Source organism: Nonomuraea monospora (assembly GCF_039531895.1).
GTDB classification, from domain to species: domain Bacteria; phylum Actinomycetota; class Actinomycetes; order Streptosporangiales; family Streptosporangiaceae; genus Nonomuraea; species Nonomuraea monospora.
Map to the genome: position 1 here is coordinate 144,890 of NZ_BAAAQX010000016.1, position 22,660 is coordinate 167,549.

At 72.7% G+C, this 22,660-nt stretch carries 23 protein-coding genes; 12 read left to right on the plus strand and 11 right to left on the minus strand.

Features of this window, described 5'->3' with window-relative positions:
* Positions 1–160: 160 nt before the first annotated feature.
* Positions 161–1,264 (plus strand): sialidase family protein, encoded by a 1,104-nt coding sequence (locus tag ABD331_RS29290; RefSeq protein WP_344481323.1) that lies wholly within the window; start codon positions 161–163, stop codon positions 1,262–1,264.
* On the opposite strand, the gene ABD331_RS29295 is transcribed toward ABD331_RS29290, so the two are convergent.
* A complete protein-coding gene (locus tag ABD331_RS29295; protein ID WP_344481326.1) occupies positions 1,261–2,193 on the minus strand; it encodes an SMP-30/gluconolactonase/LRE family protein in 933 nt (310 codons plus the stop codon). The two genes, ABD331_RS29290 and ABD331_RS29295, sit on opposite strands and share 4 nt — an antisense overlap.
* 177 nt (positions 2,194–2,370) lie before the next feature.
* Here ABD331_RS29295 and ABD331_RS29300 point away from each other — a divergent pair, with 177 nt between their 5' ends.
* Positions 2,371–3,351 (plus strand): endo alpha-1,4 polygalactosaminidase, encoded by a 981-nt coding sequence (locus ABD331_RS29300; RefSeq protein WP_344481328.1) that lies wholly within the window; start codon positions 2,371–2,373, stop codon positions 3,349–3,351.
* A 4-nt stretch (positions 3,352–3,355) separates the two neighbouring features.
* Here ABD331_RS29300 and ABD331_RS29305 read toward each other — a convergent pair whose 3' ends face one another.
* The 4 genes from ABD331_RS29305 to ABD331_RS29320 all read right to left on the minus strand — a co-directional run bounded on the left by ABD331_RS29305 (position 3,356) and on the right by ABD331_RS29320 (position 8,875).
* Positions 3,356–5,215, minus strand: a complete 1,860-nt coding sequence (locus tag ABD331_RS29305; RefSeq protein ID WP_344481330.1) for a CheR family methyltransferase — start codon at positions 5,213–5,215, stop codon at positions 3,356–3,358.
* A 25-nt stretch (positions 5,216–5,240) separates the two neighbouring features.
* On the minus strand, positions 5,241–6,251 hold the full coding sequence (locus ABD331_RS29310) for a chemotaxis protein CheB (RefSeq protein WP_344481333.1): 1,011 nt from the start codon (positions 6,249–6,251) through the stop codon (positions 5,241–5,243).
* Between the two features lie 73 nt (positions 6,252–6,324).
* Positions 6,325–7,218 (minus strand): STAS domain-containing protein, encoded by an 894-nt coding sequence (locus ABD331_RS29315; protein WP_344481335.1) that lies wholly within the window; start codon positions 7,216–7,218, stop codon positions 6,325–6,327.
* Between the two features lie 112 nt (positions 7,219–7,330).
* Positions 7,331–8,875, minus strand: a complete 1,545-nt coding sequence (locus tag ABD331_RS29320; protein ID WP_344481337.1) for an IucA/IucC family protein — start codon at positions 8,873–8,875, stop codon at positions 7,331–7,333.
* Between the two features lie 80 nt (positions 8,876–8,955).
* Here ABD331_RS29320 and ABD331_RS29325 point away from each other — a divergent pair, with 80 nt between their 5' ends.
* A complete protein-coding gene (locus ABD331_RS29325; RefSeq protein WP_344481339.1) occupies positions 8,956–10,518 on the plus strand; it encodes an IucA/IucC family C-terminal-domain containing protein in 1,563 nt (520 codons plus the stop codon).
* 5 nt (positions 10,519–10,523) lie between these two features.
* Here ABD331_RS29325 and ABD331_RS29330 read toward each other — a convergent pair whose 3' ends face one another.
* Together ABD331_RS29330 and rfaE2 are read right to left on the minus strand one after the other, a co-directional pair.
* Positions 10,524–11,066, minus strand: coding sequence for a hypothetical protein (locus ABD331_RS29330; RefSeq protein WP_344481342.1), 543 nt, complete (start codon positions 11,064–11,066; stop codon positions 10,524–10,526).
* A 39-nt stretch (positions 11,067–11,105) separates the two neighbouring features.
* Positions 11,106–12,521, minus strand: coding sequence for a D-glycero-beta-D-manno-heptose 1-phosphate adenylyltransferase (gene rfaE2, locus ABD331_RS29335; RefSeq protein ID WP_344481344.1), 1,416 nt, complete (start codon positions 12,519–12,521; stop codon positions 11,106–11,108).
* A gap of 83 nt (positions 12,522–12,604) precedes the next feature.
* Here rfaE2 and ABD331_RS29340 point away from each other — a divergent pair, with 83 nt between their 5' ends.
* The 5 genes from ABD331_RS29340 to ABD331_RS29360 are packed head-to-tail and all read left to right on the plus strand — an operon-like array spanning position 12,605 to position 15,882.
* Entirely contained in the window at positions 12,605–12,769 is a 165-nt protein-coding gene (locus ABD331_RS29340; RefSeq protein WP_344481346.1) for a hypothetical protein, read from the plus strand.
* On the plus strand, positions 12,766–13,869 hold the full coding sequence (locus ABD331_RS29345) for a glycosyltransferase family 9 protein (RefSeq protein WP_344481349.1): 1,104 nt from the start codon (positions 12,766–12,768) through the stop codon (positions 13,867–13,869). The genes ABD331_RS29340 and ABD331_RS29345 overlap by 4 nt, the downstream gene beginning before the upstream one ends.
* Positions 13,866–14,129 carry a hypothetical protein gene (locus ABD331_RS29350; RefSeq protein WP_344481351.1) on the plus strand — a complete coding sequence of 88 codons (264 nt, stop codon included), beginning with the start codon at positions 13,866–13,868 and terminating at the stop codon, positions 14,127–14,129. The genes ABD331_RS29345 and ABD331_RS29350 overlap by 4 nt, the downstream gene beginning before the upstream one ends.
* A gap of 53 nt (positions 14,130–14,182) precedes the next feature.
* Positions 14,183–14,692 carry a SigE family RNA polymerase sigma factor gene (locus ABD331_RS29355; RefSeq protein WP_344481354.1) on the plus strand — a complete coding sequence of 170 codons (510 nt, stop codon included), beginning with the start codon at positions 14,183–14,185 and terminating at the stop codon, positions 14,690–14,692.
* The gene (locus ABD331_RS29360) at positions 14,689–15,882 is read left to right on the plus strand and encodes a WD40 repeat domain-containing protein (protein WP_344481357.1); all 1,194 of its coding nucleotides are present in this window, start codon (positions 14,689–14,691) and stop codon (positions 15,880–15,882) included. The genes ABD331_RS29355 and ABD331_RS29360 overlap by 4 nt, the downstream gene beginning before the upstream one ends.
* Here ABD331_RS29360 and ABD331_RS29365 read toward each other — a convergent pair.
* Entirely contained in the window at positions 15,875–16,528 is a 654-nt protein-coding gene (locus ABD331_RS29365; protein WP_148439003.1) for a response regulator, read from the minus strand. The two genes, ABD331_RS29360 and ABD331_RS29365, sit on opposite strands and share 8 nt — an antisense overlap.
* Positions 16,516–17,646: a sensor histidine kinase gene (locus ABD331_RS29370; RefSeq protein WP_344481362.1), complete on the minus strand. Its 1,131-nt coding sequence runs from the start codon at positions 17,644–17,646 to the stop codon at positions 16,516–16,518. The genes ABD331_RS29365 and ABD331_RS29370 overlap by 13 nt, the downstream gene beginning before the upstream one ends.
* Positions 17,647–17,777: 131 nt before the next feature.
* Between ABD331_RS29370 and ABD331_RS29375 the strand changes: the two genes are divergently transcribed.
* From ABD331_RS29375 to ABD331_RS29390, 4 genes are read left to right on the plus strand one after another with little or no spacing between them, the layout of a single operon-like run.
* On the plus strand, positions 17,778–18,674 hold the full coding sequence (locus ABD331_RS29375; protein ID WP_344481365.1) for an ABC transporter ATP-binding protein: 897 nt from the start codon (positions 17,778–17,780) through the stop codon (positions 18,672–18,674).
* Positions 18,667–19,407, plus strand: coding sequence for an ABC transporter permease (locus ABD331_RS29380; RefSeq protein WP_344481368.1), 741 nt, complete (start codon positions 18,667–18,669; stop codon positions 19,405–19,407). Before ABD331_RS29375 ends, ABD331_RS29380 begins: the two co-directional genes overlap by 8 nt.
* 39 nt (positions 19,408–19,446) lie before the next feature.
* The gene (locus ABD331_RS29385; RefSeq protein ID WP_344481371.1) at positions 19,447–20,025 is read left to right on the plus strand and encodes a TetR/AcrR family transcriptional regulator; all 579 of its coding nucleotides are present in this window, start codon (positions 19,447–19,449) and stop codon (positions 20,023–20,025) included.
* 20 nt (positions 20,026–20,045) lie between these two features.
* On the plus strand, positions 20,046–20,807 hold the full coding sequence (locus tag ABD331_RS29390) for an SDR family NAD(P)-dependent oxidoreductase (protein WP_344481373.1): 762 nt from the start codon (positions 20,046–20,048) through the stop codon (positions 20,805–20,807).
* 4 nt (positions 20,808–20,811) lie between these two features.
* On the opposite strand, the gene ABD331_RS29395 is transcribed toward ABD331_RS29390, so the two are convergent.
* Together ABD331_RS29395 and ABD331_RS29400 are read right to left on the minus strand one after the other, a co-directional pair.
* A complete protein-coding gene (locus tag ABD331_RS29395; RefSeq protein WP_344481376.1) occupies positions 20,812–22,134 on the minus strand; it encodes a TolB family protein in 1,323 nt (440 codons plus the stop codon).
* Positions 22,131–22,631 (minus strand): SigE family RNA polymerase sigma factor, encoded by a 501-nt coding sequence (locus ABD331_RS29400; RefSeq protein ID WP_344481378.1) that lies wholly within the window; start codon positions 22,629–22,631, stop codon positions 22,131–22,133. The genes ABD331_RS29395 and ABD331_RS29400 overlap by 4 nt, the downstream gene beginning before the upstream one ends.
* Positions 22,632–22,660 lie beyond the last annotated feature (29 nt).

A 22,660-nucleotide genomic window follows, 5' to 3' on the forward strand; every position in this document is an offset into this window, starting at 1 on the left:
TGCTGGCGGTGCGGCGGCCGGTGTGCGGCCCAAGCGCGGGCGTGTGAGGGCCGGTGCGCGTCCAAGGCGTGCGGGCGGGCGCGTCGGGGTCGCCTGGGTCTTTGCCCTCGCGTACGGCGCGCGTAGGAGTCCGTTAACCCGCGCGCCGTAGCGTGCCCGCATGGCGGATGACCACCCCACCTCGTTCCCCTTCAGGCAGTCCACCGACGGCTACCACACCTACCGGATCCCGGCGGCGGTGGTGACGCGGGCGGGCACGGTGCTGGCGTTCGCCGAGGGCAGGCGGGGCTCGGTGGCCGACTCGGGGCACATCGACCTGGTGCTCAAGCGCTCGACGGACGGCGGCAGGACGTGGGGCGCGCTGCAGGTGGTGGCGACGGAGCCGCGCAGGGGGACGGCGGGGAACCCGGCGCCGGTGGTGCTGGACGACGGCCGGATCGTGCTGGTGTTCGTCCGCCAGGGCCCGTCCGCCACCGAGGACAAGATCAGGCGCGGCCAGGTGGCGGCGGCGGACGGCAGGCGAGTGTTCGTGCAGGTCAGTGAGGACGACGGCGTCACCTGGCAGGCGGCCCGCGAGATCACCCAGAGCGTGAAGAAGCCGGAGTGGCGCTGGTACGCGACCACCCCCGGCCACGCGATCGTGTTGCGCCAGGGCGAGCACGCGGGCCGCATCGTGGTGCCCGCCAACCATTCGCTGCCGCCCGCAGGCCAGGACAACGGCACCGAGGGCAAGTACAACGGCGGCCACTCGCTGCTGAGCGACGACGGCGGGCAGACCTGGCGGATCGGGTACGTGGACGACAACCCCGACGGGTACGTCAACGTGAACGAGACCACGGCGGCGGAGCTGCCCGGCGGGCGGATCTACTTCAACACCCGCACGGAGTCCACCGCGCCGGGCACCAGGGCGGACGCCTACTCGGCGGACGGCGGCCAGACGCTGGAGCTGCCCTTCCGGCCCCAGGCCGGGCTGGTGGGGCCGGTGGTGGAGGGCAGCGTGTTGTGGTCGGAGTCGCCGGAGGTGCTGCTGTTCTCGGGTCCTGCGGCGCCGGACGCGCGGGCGCTGATGACGGTGCGGGCCAGCCACGACCAGGGCGTCACGTGGCGGCCGGCGCACACGGTGTCGGGGCTGCCCGCCGCGTACTCCGATCTGGTGCGGCTGGATGAGGAGACGGTGGGCCTGCTGTTCGAGACGGGGAACTTCGGCCCGTACGAGAGCATCGCCTTCCGCCGCGTCCCCGTCTCCGGACTGGCCGCCTCCTAGGGTTCGACGACGATCACCTCGTACGTCGGGGAGGTCGGCGGGATCGTGGTGAGGTGGGCGTTGACCACGGCCAGCCGGTGGCGGTCGATGAGCGCGGCTGTGGTGGGGAAGTCGAACAGCGGGCTGGTGATCGTCTTCTCCAGGACGCCGCTGGTCAGGCGGGGGTCGAGCCGGAAGCGGGAGACCTGGCTGGTCGAGTTGACGGCCCACAGGCGGTTGCCGGACAGCACGAGGCCGTCGGCGTTGGGCACGTCCACGCCCTCGATGACCTTGCTGGCGCCCGTGACGGGATCGACGGTGTAGACCTTGCCGTGGGTCGTGTGGGCGACGATGAGGGTGCGGCCGGCGGCCTGGATGCCGTTGAGGTTGAACTCGCCGCTGGTGTCGGCGGCCGGCCCGGTGAGGTTCAGGGTGCGGGCGGGGCCGGGCGCGCCCTTGCGGCCGATCGGCACGAAGTACAGCTTGGCCTGCAGCGAGTCGGTGAACCAGGCGCCGTCGCGGGTCAGGGCCGTGTCGTTGACGAGCCCGTTCTGCGGGTCGGTGAGCTGGTACGTGGCCACCTCCGCCCCGGACTTCAGGTCGTAGACGTAGGCCTGGCCGGTGAAGCCGCCCGCGACGAACAGCAGGCCGTGCCGGAGGTCGGCGACCATGCCCGCCGCCATGCGGCCGTCCGGCACGTCGATGAAGCGCTCGGCGGTGCCGCGCCTGGCGTCGCCGCGGAAGATGTCGCCGTTGAACAGGTCGCCCGCGTAGAAGGTGCCGCCGGATCCGGCGGCGATGCCTTCTGCGGAGGTGGCGCCTGGCAGGACGATGACCTGGTCCGCGGTGCCGGCGGCGTGGGCCGGGTGGGCCCAGGCCGGCAGTGACAGCGGCAGGAGTGACAGCGCCAGGAGTGTCGCCAGGAAGAAGCGTTGGGGTTTGCGATGCATCGGCATCTCCTGTGTGGGGAGTTGCGCTCAGGCTCAGACGCCCATCCCTTATCTCACTTGGCGGAGATCGGCACAAGTGGCGGACAGGGGCGTGGCGGGGCTGACAAGATCCTTTCCGACGATCACCCGATCGCACGAAATTTGCGGAAATAAGGGGATGGTGTGGGTAATACCCGTATGCCTTCTTTCGTGGCGGCGGCCGGAGCGACGGCGCTGGCCATGACGGCGCTGGTGGCCGGGCCGTACCAAGCCAACGCGGCCACGACGGCGGGAACGGCTGCGACGGCGAGCACGAGCGGCGCGGCCAGTGCCGCGCTGTGGCGTCCGCCGCTCCAGAGCCGCTGGCAGTACCAGCTCGAAGGCAACCCCAAGTACGCCTCCACCGGCGGCATCAACGTCGACATCTGCACGGTCCCGCAGACCGGCGGCGCCTGCGTCAAGCCCACGGTCTTCGACATCGACCTCTACGTGGACGGCGACGTCGCGGGCGACAACACCACGATCAACACGGCCGCCGTCAAGGCCATCCACGCCCGCGGCGCCAAGGCGATCTGTTACATCGACGCGGGCTCGATCGAGGACTACCGGCCCGACTACAAGCAGTTCGCCGACTGGCACAAGGCGAACGGCAACAGCCTGCTCGGCAAGCCGTTCAGCGAGGACTTCCCGAACGAGCGCTGGGCCAACATCAACAACGACAAGGGCCAGCGGGACTTCCTGCTGAAGATGATGGCGGCCCGCGTCGACAAGTGCGCGCAGGCCGGGTTCGACGGGGTCGAGTTCGACGTCGTCAACGCCCACGAGGAGGGCAAGTCGGTCACCGGCTGGACCGTCAGCGCCGCCACCCAGCTCACCTACAACAAGGCCCTGGCCGCCCTGGCGCACGCCAAGGGCCTGTCCGTGGCGCTCAAGAACGACCTGAGCCAGGCCGCCGAGCTGGTCTCCAGCTTCGACTTCGCGGTCAACGAGGAGTGCTTCCAGTACGACGAGTGCTCGGAGCTGAGCGTCTTCGTCAAGGCCGGCAAGCCGGTCTTCCAGGTCGAGTACGAGACCGCCCCCGGCTCCTTCTGCGCGAAGGCGAACAAGCTGAACTTCAACTCGATCAAGAAGTCGGCCGACTACTCGCTGAAGGACCAGCCGTACAAGCCTTGCAGGTAGCCGCCTAGCCGTCCGAGTTGACGACGTTCATCACCATGATCAGGCCGTGCACGGTGTCGTCCTCGGAACGCAGGTGTGAGAGCTGCACGGTCAGCGGCGCCGGCCTGCCGCGGCGGTTCACCGCGTCGAGCACCAGCCCCTCCACCTCTTCCAGCGGGTTGGAGCCGTCGGAGAGCGCGCTGCGCAGGCGTGGCAGGAGCAGTTCGAGCGGCAGGCCGATGTCGAGCCCGGCGAGCGTCTCGCCCACGGCCTCGTCGGCGCGCACCCCCCACAGCTCCTCGGCGCCGGGGCTCCAGACCACGACCCGCAGGTCGTCGTCGAGCACCACGACGGCGTCGCCGAGGCTGCGCACCACCGAGGAGACGAACCGGTTGACCTCGTCGAGCTCGATCGTGCGGGCCGTGAGGGCGTCGTTGATGTGCTGGAGCTCGTCGTTGGTGGACTGGAGCTCCTCGTTCATCGTCTCCAGCTCCTCGTTGGTGGACTGGAGCTCCTCGTTGGTGGTCTCCAGCTCCTCGTTGGTCGACTGGAGCTCCTCGTTGGTCGTCTCCAGCTCCTCGTTGAGGGACTGCAGCTCCTCGTAGGCCTGTTCGAGCTGCCTGTTGGCCTGTTCGAGCTCGTCCCTGAGCTTGCGGTAGCGGGTGACATCGTAGAAATGGATGCCCATACCGACCAGATTGCCCGAGGCGAGCAGGGGAACGACGGAAACATCGAAGACGCTGGCCTCAGGCGACCCGACGCGATGCCAGACGACCTCCTGCAACTCCACCGGGCGCAGGTCGTGGCGGGCCTGCTCGATGACGGAACGCAGCTCCACGGGGCGGTAGGAGACCTCCAGATCCTGGAAGGGACGGCCGACGTCGCGCGGGTTGAGGTTGAACAAAGCCTCCGCCTTGGAGTTGGCCAGCGCCAGGTTGCCCGAGACGTCCACGACGAGCTGGGCCACCGGGCCGGAGGCCAGCGCCACGGACGCCAGCGTCGGCAGGCGCGAGGCCAGGTCGGCGGCGGCGCCGGTGACCGACCACGGCGCCCGGTTGCCGTGGTTGGCGGGCCTGATCTTCCTGAACAGGCGCATGCGCAGATCGACCGGCTCGAACTTGTCGCTGTGGTTGAGCAGCATCTCCGCCTTGCCCAGGAACAGGAAGCCGGGGTCGGCCAGCGCGAAGTGGAAGCGCCGGATGATGTTGAGCTGCATCTCCGTGTTGAAGTACATCAGCGTGTTGCGGGCCAGCAGCAGGTCGACGCGGGAGATCGGCGCGTCGTGCGTGAGGTCGTTGCGCCCGAAGATGAGCTGACGGCGCAGGTCGCGGCGGAAGGTGTAGCCGTTGTCGACCCGCTCGAAGTAGCTCTCGCGCAGGTCGATCGGCACGTCGGCGAGCGAGCGGTCGTTGTAGACGCCCGTGCGGGCCAGGTGCAGCGCCTTCTCGTCGAGGTCGGTGCCGTAGATCTTGACCCGGTCGCGGAACGCGTCCATGCCGAGCTCCTCGGCCAGCACCATGGCGATGGTGTAGGCCTCCTCACCGGTGGCGCAGCCGGCGCTCCAGATCCTGATGGGCTGGCCGGCCGACTTCTGGTCGAGCAGCGCGGGGATGACCAGCTCACGCATCCGCTGCCAGGCGGCGGCATCCCTGAAGAAGCTCGTGACGTTGATCAACAGGCTGTCGAAGAGTCGGGTGAACTCTTCGGGCTCCAACTCCAGCAGATCGCGGTACTCCCCGTAGTCATGCAGCTTCAACGCCTCGAGCCGGCGGGCGATCCGCCGGATCAGGGTGTTGCGTTTGTAGCCCGTGAAGTCGAAACCGCGCGTCTCCTTGAGGAGAAGGAGGAGGTCGTCGAACTCACGCTCTTCCTCAGTGGTCACCATGGCAGCCTACGCCGATTCGGGCTGCTCAATCCGCCAGCAGCGCGTCACCGTTGCCACCGATGCGGGATTGCAGCATGCGAATGGTGTTCAAGGCCTCGCTCGTGCGTTCCTCCTCCTCGACGAAGTACCGCATCGAGAGGTGCTGGCCCCGCTCCTCGGCGGAGCGGCGCATCCGCTCCAGCACCCGCAGCCGCTCCTCCAGCCGCTGGATGGCCACCCAGAGGGCCCGCTCGACGGCGTCCGACTGCGCGCTCATCATGCTGTCCCGCGACCAGGCGTGACCCACCCTGCACACGTACCGGGAGGTCGTGGTGCTCCTCTGCTCGTAGATGGGCCCGTTGCACTCCGGGCAACTGAAGGCGATCAGCTCCCCTTCGGGATCTCCCAGCGCAGGCGCTTCCCGCAGGAACTGCTCGATCTCCCGCTCCATCTCGTTGTCGCGCACTTGATCCTCCGTACTCACAGGGGTACGGCTCTGCTTCAGGATCCAGCCCGCGAGCTCGCGCACGGGCAGCGCCCGCGCGGTCGGCACCGCCGTCATGGCGGCCCCCGGCATGCCGGGAAAGGCACACTCCGACAGATCCTGTACGGCGACCGCGCCCCCGTGCCTGTCGATCGCCTCGCATCCCTTCGCCCCGTCGTCCAGCGTGCCGCTCAGCACCACGGCCGCCGTCCGCGCTCCCGCATCCAGTGCCGCGCTCATGAACAGCGGATCGGCCGCCGGGCGGTGCCCGTTGTGCCGCGGCCCTCGCGACAGGCGGATCTGTCCTTCGTTCAGGAGCAGGTGGTAGTCGGGGCGGGCGACGTACACGCGGCCTGGCCGCATGGCCTCCAGGTCCTCGGCGGGGGCCGCCTTGAGCGGGCCCGCCCTGTCGAGGATGCTGGCCAGCACGCTGCTGCCCTGCGGCGGCACGTGCAACACGACCAGCACCGCCGCCGGCAGGTCCGGCGGCAGCTCGCTCAACAGGGCCCGCAGTGGCTCGACACCGCCCGCGGATGCGGCGACCACGACCACGTCTCGCCCTGCAGCGTCCATGCCCTCCCCCCTATCCGGGGAGAGGGACCTCATGCCTGCCGCACCCGGATTCGCGCCCGCTGGAGGGCGCGATCTATGAGAAGTGGGGAGGCACCGGGCCTGTCTCGGCCAGCGTCAGGATGGAGCGTGCCTCGGAGAGGCTGCTGCGCATGGCCACCAGGCTGTCGTCGCAGCGCTGGCGGATCAGGAGGAGCCGATCGCGGGCATGGGCTGTCGCGGTGAGCCTGCTGTGGAGGGCCTCCTGCTGGTGGAGGGCCTGGTCGCGGAGCGAGCGCGACTCGAAGATGACCGTCGGCAGCCGGCTCGCGTCGAGCGTGATGGGCGACTTGGGCGGGCGGGCCGGCGGCTCGGGCGCCGGATCGACCCGTGGCCGGGCCTGGCCCTGCCCGGAGGGCTGGTCGCGCTTCGCGGGCTGGTCGCGCCAGAGGGACTGGGCCCGCTCGCCGGACTGGCCTCGCTCGCCGGACTGGTTTCGCTCGGCGGACTGGTTTCGCTCGGCGGACTGGTTTCGCTCGGCGGACTGGGCGCGCGTGGCGGCCTTGGCGCGCGGAACGGAACGCAGCCGCGGCAGGTGACGGCGCCCCGTGGGCGGGGTGGGCACCTGGTACGCCTCCACGCCGGCCGCCGCGAGAGCCTCGGGCATGCTGGCGAACACCGGGATGGCCGTCAGCGACTGCTCGGTCATCAGCGCGATCAGGCGGCGCAGCGACGGCTGCACCTCGGCCAGGGCGAGATAGCCGTTCTTGTCCTGCAACGCGCGGTGCGTGGTGGCGAGCAGGTCGAGCCCGTTGAGGTCGCAGAACCAGAGGTCGCCCGCCGCCACGAGCACGTGCTTCACCGGGGTCTGCGGCAGAGGGTCGAGGAACGCGGCCAGCACGGGTTTCGTCGTGGAGTCGAGCTCTCCGGTCAACGCGATCACCAGGGTGGTGTCATCGACGGGCACGAGACGTACTGACAGTTGCATCATGGCGAGCCCCCTCTCTCTGGATCGGCGCGCCTTCGGGGATGGTCGCGCACGACAGATTCCGGCTCGAACCCATAATCTCGCCCCGTCGCACAAAGGGCCAGGCGATTTGCCATCAAGTGTGCTCCCGATCATTGAGGTAGTTCGGCAGAGAGGTCCAGCTGTCACCGGCCGGGGCGCCGTCCAGTCGCGCCACCAGGTGCGCCTTGACCGCGATGCGCTCGCCGAAGAGGGCGTGCCGATCGGCGCGTACGTCCCGTGTGTCCGGCAGCGCGCGGAACGCCTCGCGGGCGGTGGCGGCCACGATCGCCCACAGCCGCCCCTCCACCGTTCTGTCACCCCGCCCGAAAAGCGCGATCAGGCTGCCGAACGTGGTTCCGGCCAGCGAGCCGAACAGCTTGGCGTGCAGGACCGCCGGGTCGTCGCTGAGCAGCCTGGCGCTGACCGGCGGCGGCTCGATCCCGTTGCGCGCCAGCCGGGCGGGGCTGATCCGCACGTCGGCCAGGTCGCGGTAGACCAGCCGGTACGGCAGGCCGTCCGGGCCCAGCGCGACCAGCAGGTTCTGCCCGTGCGCCTCCAGGGCCACGCCGAGTGACAGCAGCCCCAGCGCGTCCCGCAGGACCAGCCGGGCGAACGCGGCCAGCCAGGCGGCCGGGTCGGGCGCCATCGCGGCGGTGACGGCGGCGACGGGCAGCACAGGGCCCCGCTCGGGGGTGGGCTCGCGGAGCATGCAGGACAGGTCGGCGCTGTGCTCGCCGTCCACCGGGCCGGCCGCGCCCGCCAGGTAGCGGGCGATGCGCAGGCCGCCGCCGCACCGGGCGGCCAGCGTGGTGAGCAGGCTCGACAGGGGGACGCAGTCGCGTACCGAGCCGGGCGAGATGTCCCTGACGCCGGAGGTCATCCTGGTGGTGAACGCCGTCTTCAGGTGCGGGCCGCCGTCGAGCGGGGCGAGCGTGCGCACCGACATCAGCGGTCGTGCCGGGACGGCCCCGGTGGCGTGCGGGCGCAGGCCGAGGGCGGGCAGGACGTGCCTGGTCTGCCACGGGTGCACGGGCAGCAGCAGCCGGTCGCCGTCCACCAGCGAGGCCGGCCACGGCCCCGTGACGAGGCAGTCGCGCAGCGGCAGGGCCAGCAGGTCGAGGGCGACGACAGGGCGGTGCTCGGGCATGTATGCGACCTGCTCCGCCACGGACACGCCCGGCCGGTTGCGGCACCCGGGATGGTAGGGGTGGCCGTCGATCACGCTCTGCTCGTGATCCTCCAGGGTGGCGCCGGTCCGCGGCGAGGCGCCGGCGCGGGACAGCGCCATGGAGGCCACGCTGTTGTCGAGGTCCTCGATCAGCCGGTCCGCGCCGGGCAGGCCGAGGGCGGCCAGCAGCTCGGCCGGATGGGTGTGGGCGTGGCCGTCCAGCCGGAGCGCGGGCTCGTCCCCGAGGTCGTATGGCCGCCGCTCCCGCCCCGTCAGCTCGCGCCCGTCGGCCAGCCGCACCCGGGACGGCCCGGTGACCGTCAGCCCGGGCAGCGGTTCGTACAGCAGCCCGCGCCACAACCGCCCCATGACGGCCGCCCGCGCGCCGGGAAGGGCCTCGGCGTAGCGGGCGGACAGCTCGGGCCGCACGAGGGCCAGTTCGGCGGCGAACTCCCCCTCTAAACGCCTCATAACCCCCATCTTTCCCAGAAACCATCCTGATAGCTACTCTGTGGGCACCAATGGGGACAAAGGGTAGGAGTAGGGTCGCCATGGCATTTACTGACAGCCTCCTGCCCGCGACAGGGCCGGGGCTCGAAGCCGAGTCCCTCGCCGTGACGGCGCTGCTGAACTGCCTCGTCCGCGAGGTGGCCCGGCCCGCCGAGCCCGGCGCCCTCCTGCTGCCCGAGACCGGACGCCTGCTGCGTGTCGGCGGTACCCGGTATCCCACCTCCCCGGCCCTGCGCACCCCCGACGGCTGGCGCCCGCTCACGCTGACGGAGCTGGCCGAGCTGACGGCCGACGAGCTGCGCGCCGCCACCGGCGTCGCCAACGCCGCGCTGCCCGCCGAGATCCTCGACAGCCGGGACGTCACCGCCGCCCTGCTGGCCGCCAGGCGGGCCACCGTGCCGCCCGCCGACGCGTACCTGCGCTCCGAGCAGGCCCTCCTGGCCGGTCACCGCTACCACCCCGCGCCCAAGGCGCGCGGCGGCGGCGGGCCCGGGGCCTGGCTGCGGTACTCGCCCGAGGCGCGGGCGAGCTTCGCCCTGCCGCTGCTCGCCGTGCCCGCCGAGGACCTGGTGGAGGACGGTGACCCGGGCGCACTGGACCTCCTGGACGGGGTGCTGACGTCGCCGCCGCTGGACGGCGGGCTCGTCACGTTGCCCGCCCATCCCTGGCAACTGGAGCTGCTGGGCGAGACCGGCCTGCGACCGGTGGGCGTCACGGCCGCCACCGCCGTGGCCACCGCCTCCATCCGCACGGTGTACCTCCCTGAGCCCGACCTGTTCTGCAAGTTCAGCCTGGACGTGCGGATCACCAACGACGTCCGCCGCCTGTGGCTGCACGACCTGCGCCGCCTCTCCCTCGTCGCGGCCTTGGTGGACGTGGCGTTCGACGACCTGCCCACCCACCTGCCCCGCCCCGCCGTGCTGCGCGACCGGGGCTGGCGAAGCGCCCGCCGGGGCGGGGACGGCGGCGAGGCGCTGGCGGTGATCGTCCGCGACGGTCTGGGCCGGCACGTCCCGCCGGGCCTGACACCGCTGCTGGCGGCCGGGATCAGCGAGGGCTTCCCCGGCAACCCGCTCGACACCCTGGACGAGGACGGGGCGCTGCTGTGGTGGCAGCGCTACCTGGAGCACGTGGTGCCGCCGGTGCTGCACGCGTACCTGCGGCACGGGATCGTGCTCGAATGCCACCTGCAGAACGTGCTCGTCGCGGTGGACGAGCACGGCATGCCGGGTCAGGCGCTGTTCCGCGACCACGAGGGCGTCAAGCTCGTCGCCGAGCGCCATCCCGGCCCCGGCGCGCCCGTGCTGGGCGGCGTGCGCGCGTGGGAGCGGCTCGTCTACTGCCTGCTCACCAACAACCTGTGCGAGATCGCCGGCGCGCTGGCGGCCCGGCACGCCCGGCTGAACGGCGAGCTGTGGACGCGGGCCAGGACCGTGTTCGCCGACGCGGCCAAGGAGTACGCGGACCCGCCCGAGCTGCGCGACCTGCTGGCCGCCACGCACATCCCGGCCAAGGCCAACCTGCTGCTGCGCTGGCTGAACGCGGACGGCGCCGCCATGCGGTGGGTGCCGATCCCCAACCCGCTGCTGCCCTTCGCCTCCTGAGCCGCCTAAGGGCGCTCCTCGGCCCAGGGCGACGGCGGGGAAGCGCCGTCGTGCTCCGGCCGGTCCTGGTGCGGCCAGGGCGAGGCGGCCACCACGACGCCGTACAGCACGTGGTCGGTCAGCAGCGCCACCCGCTCGCCCGCGCTGTGCTTGCGCGGCAGGCCCAGCGCGGGCGCGATGGCGACCTCGAACGCGGCCCAGGCCAGCACGCCGTAGACCGGCCCCGCCCACCGCCGCCGGCGCAGCGACTCCGGCAGGAGGCCGAAGACCGCGCCGCCGCCCGCCCCGTACAGCCAGTGCACGATCTCCACGACGGCGGGCCGCCGCTCGGCGGGGATGGCGTGGAAGGCCGCCGGCGCGGTCTTCTCCAGCACGGATTCCGGCGGGGTGTACGGCACGAGGCCGAGCGCGGTGGTGAGCTGCCGCAGGCCCGACATCGCCATGGAGGCGATCGCGCCCCTGGCGGCTGCGCGTACGATCGGCTTGCGCTCCCGCTCGGGTGGCGCGCCTTCACGCAGGCCGGGAGGGGTCCGCAGGGTCTGAGTCATGGCATGCCGCCTACCGAAGCGCGGGATCGCTAAACCTCGCTACGGCAGCGACCGCATGCGGCCGATGATCGCGGTCGTCGAGCGGTCGGGCAGGTAGCCGAGCATCCGCACCTCGCCGCCGAGCGCCCGCACCAGCGGCGCTTCCGGCAGCATCTCGGCGGTGTAGTCGCCGCCCTTCACGTACAGCTCGGGCCGCATCATCCTGATGAGCCGCTCAGGCGTGTCCTCCTCGAACGGGGTCACGTAGTCCACGTCGTTGAGCGCGGCCAGCACGGACATCCTGTCCTCGCACGGGTTGACCGGCCGGCCCGGCCCCTTCAGCCGGGCCACGCTGGCGTCGCTGTTGACCGCCACCACCAGCACGTCGCCGAGCTGCCCCGCCTGCTCCAGGTACGTCACGTGCCCCCGGTGCAGCACGTCGAAGCAGCCGTTGGTGAACACCACCCGCTCGCCCCTGCGCCGGTGCTCGTCCAGGAGCCGGGCCAGCCGCTCGGCGGTCTGCACCGAGCCTTCCTGGCGGCGCAGCGCCCGCAGCAGGTCGTAGCGCGTGCAGACGGCGGTGCCCTGACGGCGCACGACCACGCCCGCCGCCGCCTGGCCCGCCTGCGACGACTCCTCCGGCGAGGCCCCGCTCGCCAGCCAGAGCGCGAACGCGGCCGTGTACGTGTCGCCCGCGCCCGTGGCCATGTGGTGCGGCGCCGGCTGGGCGTAGGTCCGGTACGGCGGCTCGCCCTTCCTGTGCAGCAGCGTGCCCTCGCCGTCCAGGGTGGTGACCACGATCCCGGCGCCGGTCAGCTCCAGCAGCCGGTCCGAACAGCCCATCAGGTAGGCGGGCCGGTCCGCCGCGCCGCCGTCGCCCCCGAGCAGGCTCACCACCTCGGTGTAGTTCGGCAGCACCGCGGCGGGCGCGCACTCGCGCCACGCCGCCACCCCGTGCGCGTCCACCACCAGAAGCGGCAGCCCCGCCAGCGCCTGCCGCACGGCCGGGGTGAACACCCCGCCGCCGTAGTCGCACGCCACCACCACGTCGGCCCCCGCCACCGCCTCGACGACCCGGCAGAGCAGCTCGCGCTCGGCCTCCTCGGGGATGACGGACAGGTCCTCGTCGTCGTAGCGGGCGGTGAGCTGCCCGCTGGTGACCAGCCGCCGCTTGTGCGCGGTGCGCCGCCCCGGCACCGTCACCAGGTCGACGCCGACGCCGAGCAGGTGCAGGGAGCGCTTCAGCTTCTCGCCGCAGTCGTCGTCGCCGACCACGCCGACGAGCCGGACGCGGGCGCCGAGCGCCACGAGGTTGGCGGCGGTGTTGGCGGCGCCGCCGGGGGCGTCCTCGGTGGCCTCCAGGCTCATCACGGGCACCGGCGCCTCCTGGGCGAGCCGCTTGGCCGAGCCGTGCAGCCACGAGTCGAGCATGACGTCGCCGACGACCACGGCGTTGACGATCTCATCTGTGCCCATGGAGAGCGTGTACCTGTAAAAGACCAGCTCAAACCACATAAAGCGGAAGTTACGGGCGGGGGGCGACGGGTAGCCGGGCCGCTATGCACCACCCCGCAGACCTCGACGTGCCAGTCCCCACCAGGGACCGGCCGGCCCCTTCCACCAGGGACCGGCCGGCCGCGCTCGCCGTCACGCCGGCCGGTCCGGCGATCCCGGGCGTCCGGGTGGAGCCGCCGCGGCCCGACCACGTGCCGGAGCCGTCATGACGCGGCCGGCCGAATGCGTGCGTGCCGGAGCCGTCATGACGGCGCTGGTCGGTGACGTGCGGCGGATCGCGGTGCTGCGGGCCAACGCCGTCGGCGACTACCTGATGGCCGTCCCGGCGCTGGACGCGCTCAAACGCGCCTACCCCGGCGCCCGCCTGACCCTGCTGGGCACGCCCTGGCACGCCGCCTTCCTCACCGGCCGGCCGGGCCCCGTGGACGACGTGGTGGCGCTGCCGCCGATCTCGGGCCTCTCCACCGGCGAGCCGGGGCACCCGGCGCCCGAGGAGGTGTGCGCCCGGCTGCGGGAACGGGAGTTCGACCTGGCGGTCCAGATCCACGGCGGCGGCCGGTTCTCCAACCCGTTCGTGCGCCGGCTCGGCGCCCGGGTGACGGCCGGGCTGCGCGCGCCGGGGGCCGAACGGCTGGACCGCTGGGTGCCGTACACCGACTACCACCACGAGACCCTGCGGTTCCTCCAGGTCGCCGCGCTGGTCGGCGCGATGGACGGCGGGCTGGAGCCGCGGGTGACGGTCACCGAGGCAGACCGCGCCGAGCTGGCACGCGCGCTCGGGCAGCCGCCGCCGGGACTGGTGGCCGTGCATCCGGGCGCCCGCGACCCGCGGCGGCGCTGGCCGGTGGAGCGTTTCGCCGAGGTGGCCGACCTGACCGGCCGTCCCGTGGCCGTGACCGGCACGCGGGCGGAGCAGGACCTGGTGATGGGCGTGGTCGAGGCGATGCGGCGGCCCGCGATCCCCGTCGTCGGCGCGCTCGGCCTGGGCGCGCTCGCCGCCCTGTACGAACGCTGCGACCTGGTGATCGCCAACGACACCGGCCCCCGCCACCTGGCCGCGGCCGTCGGCACCCCCACCGTGGCCGTCTACTGGTGCGGCAACCTCATTCAGGCCGGGCCGCTCAGCAGGACCGCGCACCGGCCGCTGATCTCCTGGACCACGTCCTGCCCGCGCTGCGGCGCCGGCGGCGTGGACCCGGCCGCCGAGCGCTGCCCGCACGACGACTCGTGGGTGCGGGACGTCTCGGTGGAGATGGTGACCGAACAGGTGGAGGACCTGCTCCACGAAGCCGCACGGGAGGACCGATGACCGACCACGCTGTGCTCGACGAGCTGCGGCAGGCCATTGACGAGGCGTTCCACGGGCACGAGCGGGTGGCGATGCGCGACGTCTACGCGCAGGCCTCGCGGCACGTGAACCTGTCCGCCGACCTGCTCACGCACCTCAACGAGCTGCCCGAGGGCCCCTACGACAAGCGGGAGCTGACCGAGGCGATCAACGGGGTGATCACCCGCAGGGGCGAGCAGGACACGCTGGGGTTGCTGACGGTTCCAGGACAGGACGCATAGCGAGCGGCCCGGGGGGCGTCTGAAAGGGTGATGTCGATCCCCTGGAGGTGACCGTGGACGCCGCGGAAGAGCAACGGTTCCGCGAGTTCGTCGACGCCCGTTCTCCTGCCCTCATGCGGCTCGGTTACCTGCTCACCGGTGGTGACCAGCACGCGGCCGAGGACCTGGTGCAGACCGCGCTGGCGAAGCTGTCGGCCAGATGGCGGCGGGTGGCGGCGCCGGAGGCGTACGCCAAGCAGATCATGTACCGGCAGCAGATCAGCTGGTGGCGGGCGAGCACGCGGCGGGGCGAGGTCCTGCAGGCCGGCCCGCCGGAGCGGGAGGCGCGCGACGCGCACCACCAGAGCGAGCTGCGCCTGGTGCTGCGCTCGGCGCTGGCCAGGCTGACCGCCCGCCAGCGCGCGGTGCTGGTGCTGCGTTACTACGAGGACCTGCCGGAGCAGGAGGTGGCCCGGGTGCTGGGCTGCTCCGTCGGCACGGTCAGGAGCACCGCGCACCGGTCGCTGGCGCGGCTGCGCGAGATCGCCCCCGAGCTGGCCCGAGACCTGGAGGTGACCACGTGACCCGGCTGCTGCGCGACACGATGGAGGACTGGGCCGACGAGGCCAGGGTGCCTCCCGGCCTGGCCGACCGGGCGCTGCGGAGGCGCGCCTGGAAGCCGTACGGCGCGGCGGTGCTGGTGGCGGCCATGATCGCGGCGGTGGCCGTGTTCGTCACCGGGCAGCGCTCGCCCGACCCCGTGATCCGCCCGCTCGACGGCGTCACGCTGCCCGCCCGGCCGTCGCCCGCCCCGACGGACGTGCGCACCGACACCGAGCACAGCCCGCCCACCAAGCTCATCGCGGCGGGGCGGATGGCCGTGTCGGCGTACTACCGGACCAGGCGGGAGCCGATCGAGAACGGTCTGACCCGCGTCCGCTACGACTGGTCCCTGTACGACCCGCGCACCGACGGCTACGAGCAGACCTCGTACGCGTGGCTGGACGTCGCCCCAGGGCTGCAGGTGGCGGCGGTGGTCGAGGGCGATCTGCTCGGCAAGCGGGTGGGCGTGCTCGACATGAACACCCGGCAGGTGCTGCGCTGGTACGACCTGGAGCACACCGTGGGCTCCGTCGCGTGGTCGCCGGACGGGACTCGGATCGTGGCCACCGCCTACGCCAGTTACCCGAACATCATGCAGGGCAAGGGCGACCAGATGGGGCCGGTGATGACCGCGAGCCCGCGCACCGGCTACTACGTCATCGACACCCGGACGGGGGAGACGGCCTACCACGAGCTGGCCGCGCTGGGCGACGAGGCGGGCAAGCCGTCCAACATGAACGGCCGCCAGGATCTCGGCTGGAGCCTGGACGGCACGCTCCTTTGGGCGCCCACCTCCACCAGGCCTGACCGGCTCTTCTACACCTTGGACGGCGAGCCCAGGCAAGCGCCCGAGGGGGAGCGGTGCCGGCGCGGCACGAGCCTGTCGGCCATCTCGCCCGACGGCCGGCTGGTGCTGGGCGGCGACGGCATGCCCACGAAGATCACCGAGGTGGCGACGGGCCGGGTGGCCGGTCGGCAGCAGGTGCTCCAGTTGCACGCCTGGGCCGACGACGAGAACGTCATTGCCCTGGGCTGCGCGGGCAAGTGCGAGAACGAGTTCGACAACGGCCTGGTGCTGGTCAGCGTGGACGGCTCGAAGATGACCCAGCTCGCAGCCAACCGGGACAGCAACGGCGAGGGCGCCTGGCGGTGGGTGCTCACGCTCAGGTGAGGCCCGCGTCGTGGGCGAGGAGCGCGATCTGGGTGCGGTTGTCCAGGGAGAGCTTGGTCAGGATGCTGGAGACGTGGGCCTTGACGGTGGTGACGCCCATGGCGAGGTCGGCGGCGATGTCGGCGTTCGTCCTGCCCTGGGCGATCGCCAGCGCCACCTCGTGCTCGCGCGGGGTGAGGGCGGCCAGCGCGGCGCGGGCGCGCTCGTACGCGCCGGCCTGGGCGACGGTGCGCTCCATCAACCGGCGGGTGATGCGCGGGGACAGTATCGGGTCGCCCGCCGCCACCCGGGTGATCGCCTCCACGATGCGCGGCGGCGGGGTGTCCTTGAGCAGGAACCCGGCGGCCCCCGCGCGCAGCGCGTGCAGGACGTTCTCGTCGGTGTCGAAGGTGGTCAGCACGATCACCTCGGGCGGCCTGGCGCGGGCCCGCAGCCGCCGGGTGGCGGTGATGCCGTCGACACGCGGCATCCGCAGGTCCATCAGGACGACGTCGGGGGCGTGGGCGTCGGTGGCGGTGATGGCCTCCTGGCCGTCGGCCGCCTCGGCGACGACCGTGATGCCGGCGGCGCCGTCGATCATCATGGACAGCCCGGCGCGGACCAGCGCGTCGTCGTCTACCAGGAGCACGCGGATCACGCGGGCCATGGTAACCGAGCCTGGAGCCGGAACTCCGCGCCGGTGCCGTGGTGGTCGAGGTGCCCGCCGGCCAGCCGGACCCGCTCGGTGAGCCCCACCAGGCCGAGCCCGCTGCCGGGCGCGACGGGGGCGGCGCCCGCGGGGGGCAGCGGGTTGCGGACGTCGATCAGCAGGGGCTCGCCGGGGGCGCCGGTCAGCAGCACCTCGACCGGCTGCCCGGCGGCGTGCTTGCGGGCGTTGGTCAGCCCTTCCTGCACGACGCGGTAGGCGGTTCTGGACACGGCCGGGGGCAGGGCGGCGGCGTCGGTGATCTCGTCGCTGAGCCGTACGGGCTGGCCCGCCTCGCGTGCCTCCGCGATCAGGCCGGGCAGGTCGGCCAGGCCTGGCCAGGGTTCGAGCTCGTCCTGGTCGTCGGACGGCTCGCGGAGCAGGCCGATCACCTGGCGCAGCTCCTCCAGCGCCTGGTGGACGCCGGTGCGGATCACCCCGGCGGCCCTGGCGAGCTGGTCGGGCGAGGAGTCGGGGCGGTACTCCAGCGCCCCGGCGTGCGTGGCCACCAGGGACAGGCGGTGGGCCAGCACGTCGTGCATCTCCCTGGCGAGCCGGTGGCGCTCGGCCATGCGGGCCTCGGCGACCCGCCTGCCCTGCTCGGCCTCGGCGCGGTGGGCGCGTTCGCGCAGGGAGATGAGCAGGGCGCGGCGGGAGCGGGCCAGCGCGCCCCAGCCGAGCAGCGCGCCGTAGGCGGCGCAGATCAGCAGCAGCCACCACGACAGCGAGATGCCCGAGTTGGGCCGCCAGAACCCCTGCGCCAGATGGGCCGCCATGCCTGCGGCGGCCACCGCCGCCGCGACGGGGAACCTCCTGCGCTGGGCCACCTGCAGCGCCCCCGCCGTCGCCGCCGGAGTGGCCACCGGGGAGAGCACGGCGAGCAGCGTGGCGGCCAGCGCCCCGTGGACGGGCCACCACAGGGTGGCGAGCGCGGCGGCCACGCTCACCACCGCGATCGCCACGTCCAGCCACCAGGTGGACCGGCCTGCCTGACCCCACAGCCCCACGGCGGTGAGCGCGCCCATCCCCAGCAGCACGCCGGCCGCCGCGTAGGGGTGCGGGGAGCGAATCTGGCTCATCGGCCCAGGTTAGACGCCGCTCCAGCGGGCCCGTCACCTACCAAAGGAGGACCCGCACCCCACGGGGGAAGGGCGCGGAGCGACCGCGCGCCCGATGCGGCGGACCGGCCCGGCGGGCCAGGCTGACCGGCATGAACTCCTCCTCCGGAAAGCTTCTCGCCAGAGCCGGCGAGGTCACCCGCCGCTACGGCGACGTGGTCGCCCTCGACCGCGTCTCGCTCGACATCAGGGCGGGCGAGCTGGTCGGCCTGCTCGGCCCGAACGGCGCCGGCAAGTCCACCCTCATCAACCTGCTCGTGGGGCTGCGCAGGCCGACGTCGGGCACGGTGGAGCTGCTCGGCGGCTCGCCGCTGGACGCGGCCGTGCGGCGCGGCATCGGCGTGACGCCGCAGGAGACGGGCCTGCCCGACTCGCTGCGCGTCGGCGAGATCGTCGACTTCGTCGGCGCGCACTTCCCCGAGCGGCTCGGCACGGCCGAGCTGCTGGCCAGGTTCGGCCTCGGCGACCTGGTCAGGCGGCAGGTGGGCAGCCTGTCCGGCGGGCAGCGGCGGCGGCTGGGGGTGGCGCTGGCCTTCGCGGGCCGGCCGAAGCTGGTCTTCCTCGACGAGCCGACCACCGGTCTGGACGTCGAGGCCAGGCGGGCGCTGTGGGACGGCATCAGGGCCTTCCACGAGGACGGCGGCACCGTCCTGCTGACCAGCCACTACCTGGAAGAGGTGGAGGCGCTGGCCGAGCGGGTGGTGGTGATCGGGAACGGCCGCGTGCTGGCCGACGACACCATGCGGGCGGTGCGCGGCCTGGTGGGCACCCGGCGCGTCTCCCTCGTCGCCGAGAGCCTGCCCGACCTGCCCGGCGTGCTCGGCGCCGAACGCGTGGACGGCCGGATCGACCTGGTCGTCAGCGACCCCGACCGGCTCGTCGTGGAGCTGGTGCGCAGCGGGGCGCCGTTCTCCGGCCTGGAGATCAGGCCGGCCACCCTCGAAGAGGCCTTCCTCGCCCTGACCTCGAAGGAGTCCGCACATGCCTAGCCTGGTGCTCGCCCACACCCGCTACCTGATGATCGAGCAGATCAGGGTGCCGATCGGCATCGTGGCCAGCGCGTTCTTCCCGGCCGTCGCGATGCTGGCGTTCGTGGTGCCGTTCGCGGGCCGGGACGCGACGGCGGCGACCACGGCGACGGGCGCGCTGATGCTCTTCGGCGCCATGTCGTCCGCGCTGACCGGGCTCGGCGTCGCGGTCTCGCAGGATCGCGAGCTGCCGTGGAACCCGTACCTGCGGACCCTGCCGGCGGGCCCGCTGCCGCGCTTCGCCGGGCGGATCCTGGCGACGCTGGCCACCATGCTGATCTCGGTGATCCCCGTGCTGGTGATGGGGGCGCTGTTCACGGAGGCGACGATCACCCCTGCGCGGCTGCTGCTGGGGATCGGCGCGCTGGTCCTGGGCGTGGTGCCGTTCATGCTGATGGGGCTGTTCGTCGGCTTCACGCTGGTGGCCAAGGCCGCGATGGCGGTGTCGCAACTGCTGTTCTTCCCGATGGCGATACTCGGCGGGCTGCTGCTGCCGCCCTCGGTGATGCCGGAGTTCGTGCAGGCCCTGTCCGTGTACGTGCCGACGAGGGGCGCGGCCGAGCTGATCTGGTGGGCGATCGCGGGCGTCGGCCCGAACGCGATGTCACTGGTCATGCTGGCCGTCTGGACCGTGGGCATGGCGGTCGCCGCCGCCTGGGCCTACCGCCGCGACGAGGGCCGCCGCTTCTCCTGAACTAGACCGAGCGTTCTCGATAGTGCTAGCCTTCCCGGCGTGGCAAGAAGCAAGGAGTTCGACCCCGAGGTGGCGTTGCAGCAGGCGCTGGAGCTGTTCTGGGAGCGCGGCTACGAGGCGACCTCGATGGCCGACCTCGTGGAGCGGCTGGGCCTGGCGCGGGCGAGCATCTACGCGACGTTCGGCGGCAAGCGCGAGCTGTACCTGAAGGCGCTGGAGCGCTATCTGGAGCAGGGCAGGGTGATCGAGCGGCTGTCCCAGCCGGGGCCGGCGCTGCCCGCCGTCCAGGCCTTCCTCGACTCCTACGTCGCGGAGATCCTGGCCGACGAGCTGCGGCGCGGCTGCATGGTGGTGAACACGGCCGTCGAGTTCGCCTCGCGCGACGCGGTGGTGCTGGCCAAGGTGGTGACGAGCTGGGCGGAGCTGGAGACGGCGCTGGCCGGGACGCTCATCAGGGCGCGCGCCCAGGGGGAGATCCCGGCGGGCAAGGACCCGCAGGCGCTGGCCAGGTTCCTGCTCGTGCTGCTCCAGGGGCTCAGGGTGCTGGGCAGGGCCGACCCTGACCCGCGCAGGCTGCGCGACGCGGTCGAGCAAGCCATGACGACTGTCCGAATTTGAGAATGATTGGTCTGGAAAAGATGACTGGACGTTTCGCAGGCAAGGTCGCGCTCGTCACGGGCGCGAGCGGAGTGGTGGGCCGGACGGCGGCGCTGGCGTACGCGCGGGAGGGCGCGGCGGTCCTCGCCGCCGGGCGTGACGCCGCCCGCCTGGCCGAGGTCGTGAAGCTGGTGGAGGAGGGCGGCGGCCGGGCCGCCGCGTTCACCGTCGACCTCACCCGCTCCGCCGAGGTGGCCGCCATGGTCGAGGCCGCCGTCTCCCGGCTCGGCGGCCTGGACGTGGCGCTCAACGCGGCCGGGATCTTCGGCACGATGGCGCCGCTGGCCGACTACGACGAGGACGTCTGGGACGAGGTCCTGGCCGTCAACCTCAAGGGCGTGTTCCTGTCGATGAAGCACGAGATCGCCCACATGCGGGCCCACGGGGGCGGGGCCATCGTCAACGTCTCCTCCAACCTCGGGGCGCACTGGCGGCTGGCCGGGGCGAGCGCGTACGCCGCCTCGAAGGCCGCCGTGAGCCACCTGACGCGGGCGGCGGCCCGCGACCACATCGCCGACGGCGTCCGCGTCAACGCCCTCAGCCCCGGGCCGATCGACACGCCCATGTCGGCGCAGCCCGGGGAGACGCGGGAGGAGCGGGACGAGCGGATGAGGACCGCGCTGCCCATCGGGCGGGTGGCCACCCCCGAGGAGATCGCCGCCGCCGCGCTGTGGCTGTCGTCCGAGGAGTCGAGCTTCGTCGTGGGCGCCGACCACGTGATCGACGGCGGCGCGACCGCATGACCCTCTACTCGATCGCGGCCAGGTCCAGGACCCACATCTCGTTCCTGATCGGGTAGGTCATCAGCCGGTCGAGGCCGCCGTCCGGGATCGACATGACCCCCCTCGCGTTCTCCCGGACGCCCAGGTCGGCGGAGCGGCCGGTCCCGGCGTCGAAGAGGGCCAGCACGGGCCGATTCCCCGGCCCGTTCAGCGAGACCTTGAAGAAGCGCTCCAGCCCGGCGTCGTCGCCCTGCTGGAACCCGGCCGGCAGGGCCTGCTCATGGGAGCCGTCGCGGTCGCGGACGAACCTGCGCACGATGTCCGCCACCCGCACCGTGGCCGGGCACCGCCGATCACCGCACTTGATCTCCTTGCCGGAGCTGTCGCGGCGGCGCTCCACCTTGACGGTCCTGTAGCGGATGGCCACGCCCCAGCACCGCTCGACGCCGCACCTGACCTCCTCGCCGGACTTGACCACGGCCTCGCGCCGCTCGCCGGTCTCGACGTTGAGCAGGTCGCGGAAGACCGCCTTGCCGCGGTGCACGCCCACCCACGGCCACTGCAGGACGTGGTGCCGCTCTGCGCCCTTGACCGGCCGCGGCGTCCCCCCGCTCAGCGGCACCCGGTAGACGCCGCCCTTCTCGTAGGAGAAGACGACGTCCGAGCCGGCCACCGCCAGCCCGTTGATGTGCCCCTGCTTCATGACGTCGCCGAGGGGAACGTCGCTCACCAGCCGGGGCCGGCCGCCGGTGGCCGGGACCGTCCAGATCTTGGCGACCCGCCGGCTGCCCGGCTCCTTGTACGACGCCCACCAGACGATGGCGCCGTCACCGGCGGCCACGCCGTCGGCGAAGATGGCCGAGTTCTTCGTCGGCGGGATCTCGGCGATCCGCTTCGGCCGGCCGGTGCCCAGGTCGTAGGTCCACAGGAACTGGCGCGACCCGTCCAGGGCGCCCGTCATGACCAGCAGCGTGCGGTCGTCGAGGAGGAGCTGCGGGTAGTACGTGCGGCCGTCGGGCAGCTTGGCCGGGATCTTGTGCACGGCCCGCGGCCACACCTGCTCAATGGGCGGCGGGATCTCGTCCTGCTCCCGCTCGCCGGTCGGGCCGGTGGGACCGGTCGGGCCGACGGCGGGTTGCGGCGCCGCCGAGACGCCCAGATTGTTCACCGCGACGGCCGCCCCGCCCGCGACCAGGACCACGGCCGCGGCGGCGTACGCGGCGGCGGTGCGCGCCCGGCGGCGGCGATGGCGCGTCCTGACCGTCGCGGCCAGGCCGGGCAGCGCCTGCGGCGCGCGCTCCGCCGCCCCGGACAGGACGCGGCTCAGCTTGTCTTCCAGGTCGGTCATCGCATGCTCCTGTTGGGCGCCGGTGCTGAGGACAGGGAGGAACGCAGCTTGTCCAGGCCACGGGATGCCTGGCTGCGCACGGTTCCCGGGGAGATGCCGAGCACCTCGGCGATCTCGGCGTCGCTGAGCTGCTCGTAGTAGCGCAGCACCAGCACGGCCCGCTGCCTGCGGGGCAGCCCGGCCAGCTCCTGCCACAGCCCCAGCTCCTCGCCGGGCGGGAACGTCTCCCGGGACTCCCGCTCCGGCGGGTCCCCGGTGAGGTGCTCGCGTCTGCGCCGCCGCCAGATGCTGATGTGCAACCGCGCCATCGTGATCCGGGTGTAGCTGTGCGGGTTGTCCTTGCGTCTCACCCGCGGCCAGGCGCCGCACAGCCGTACCAGGGCCTCCTGCACCAGGTCCGCGGCGTCGTGGGGGTTTCCGGTCAGGACGTATCCGTAGCGGAGCAACGCGTCCGTGTGCTCTGCCACGAAGTCGTCGAAGCCGGGGTCGTCGTCCACTTGTCGTCCCTTCGGTAGTCACGTTCCCA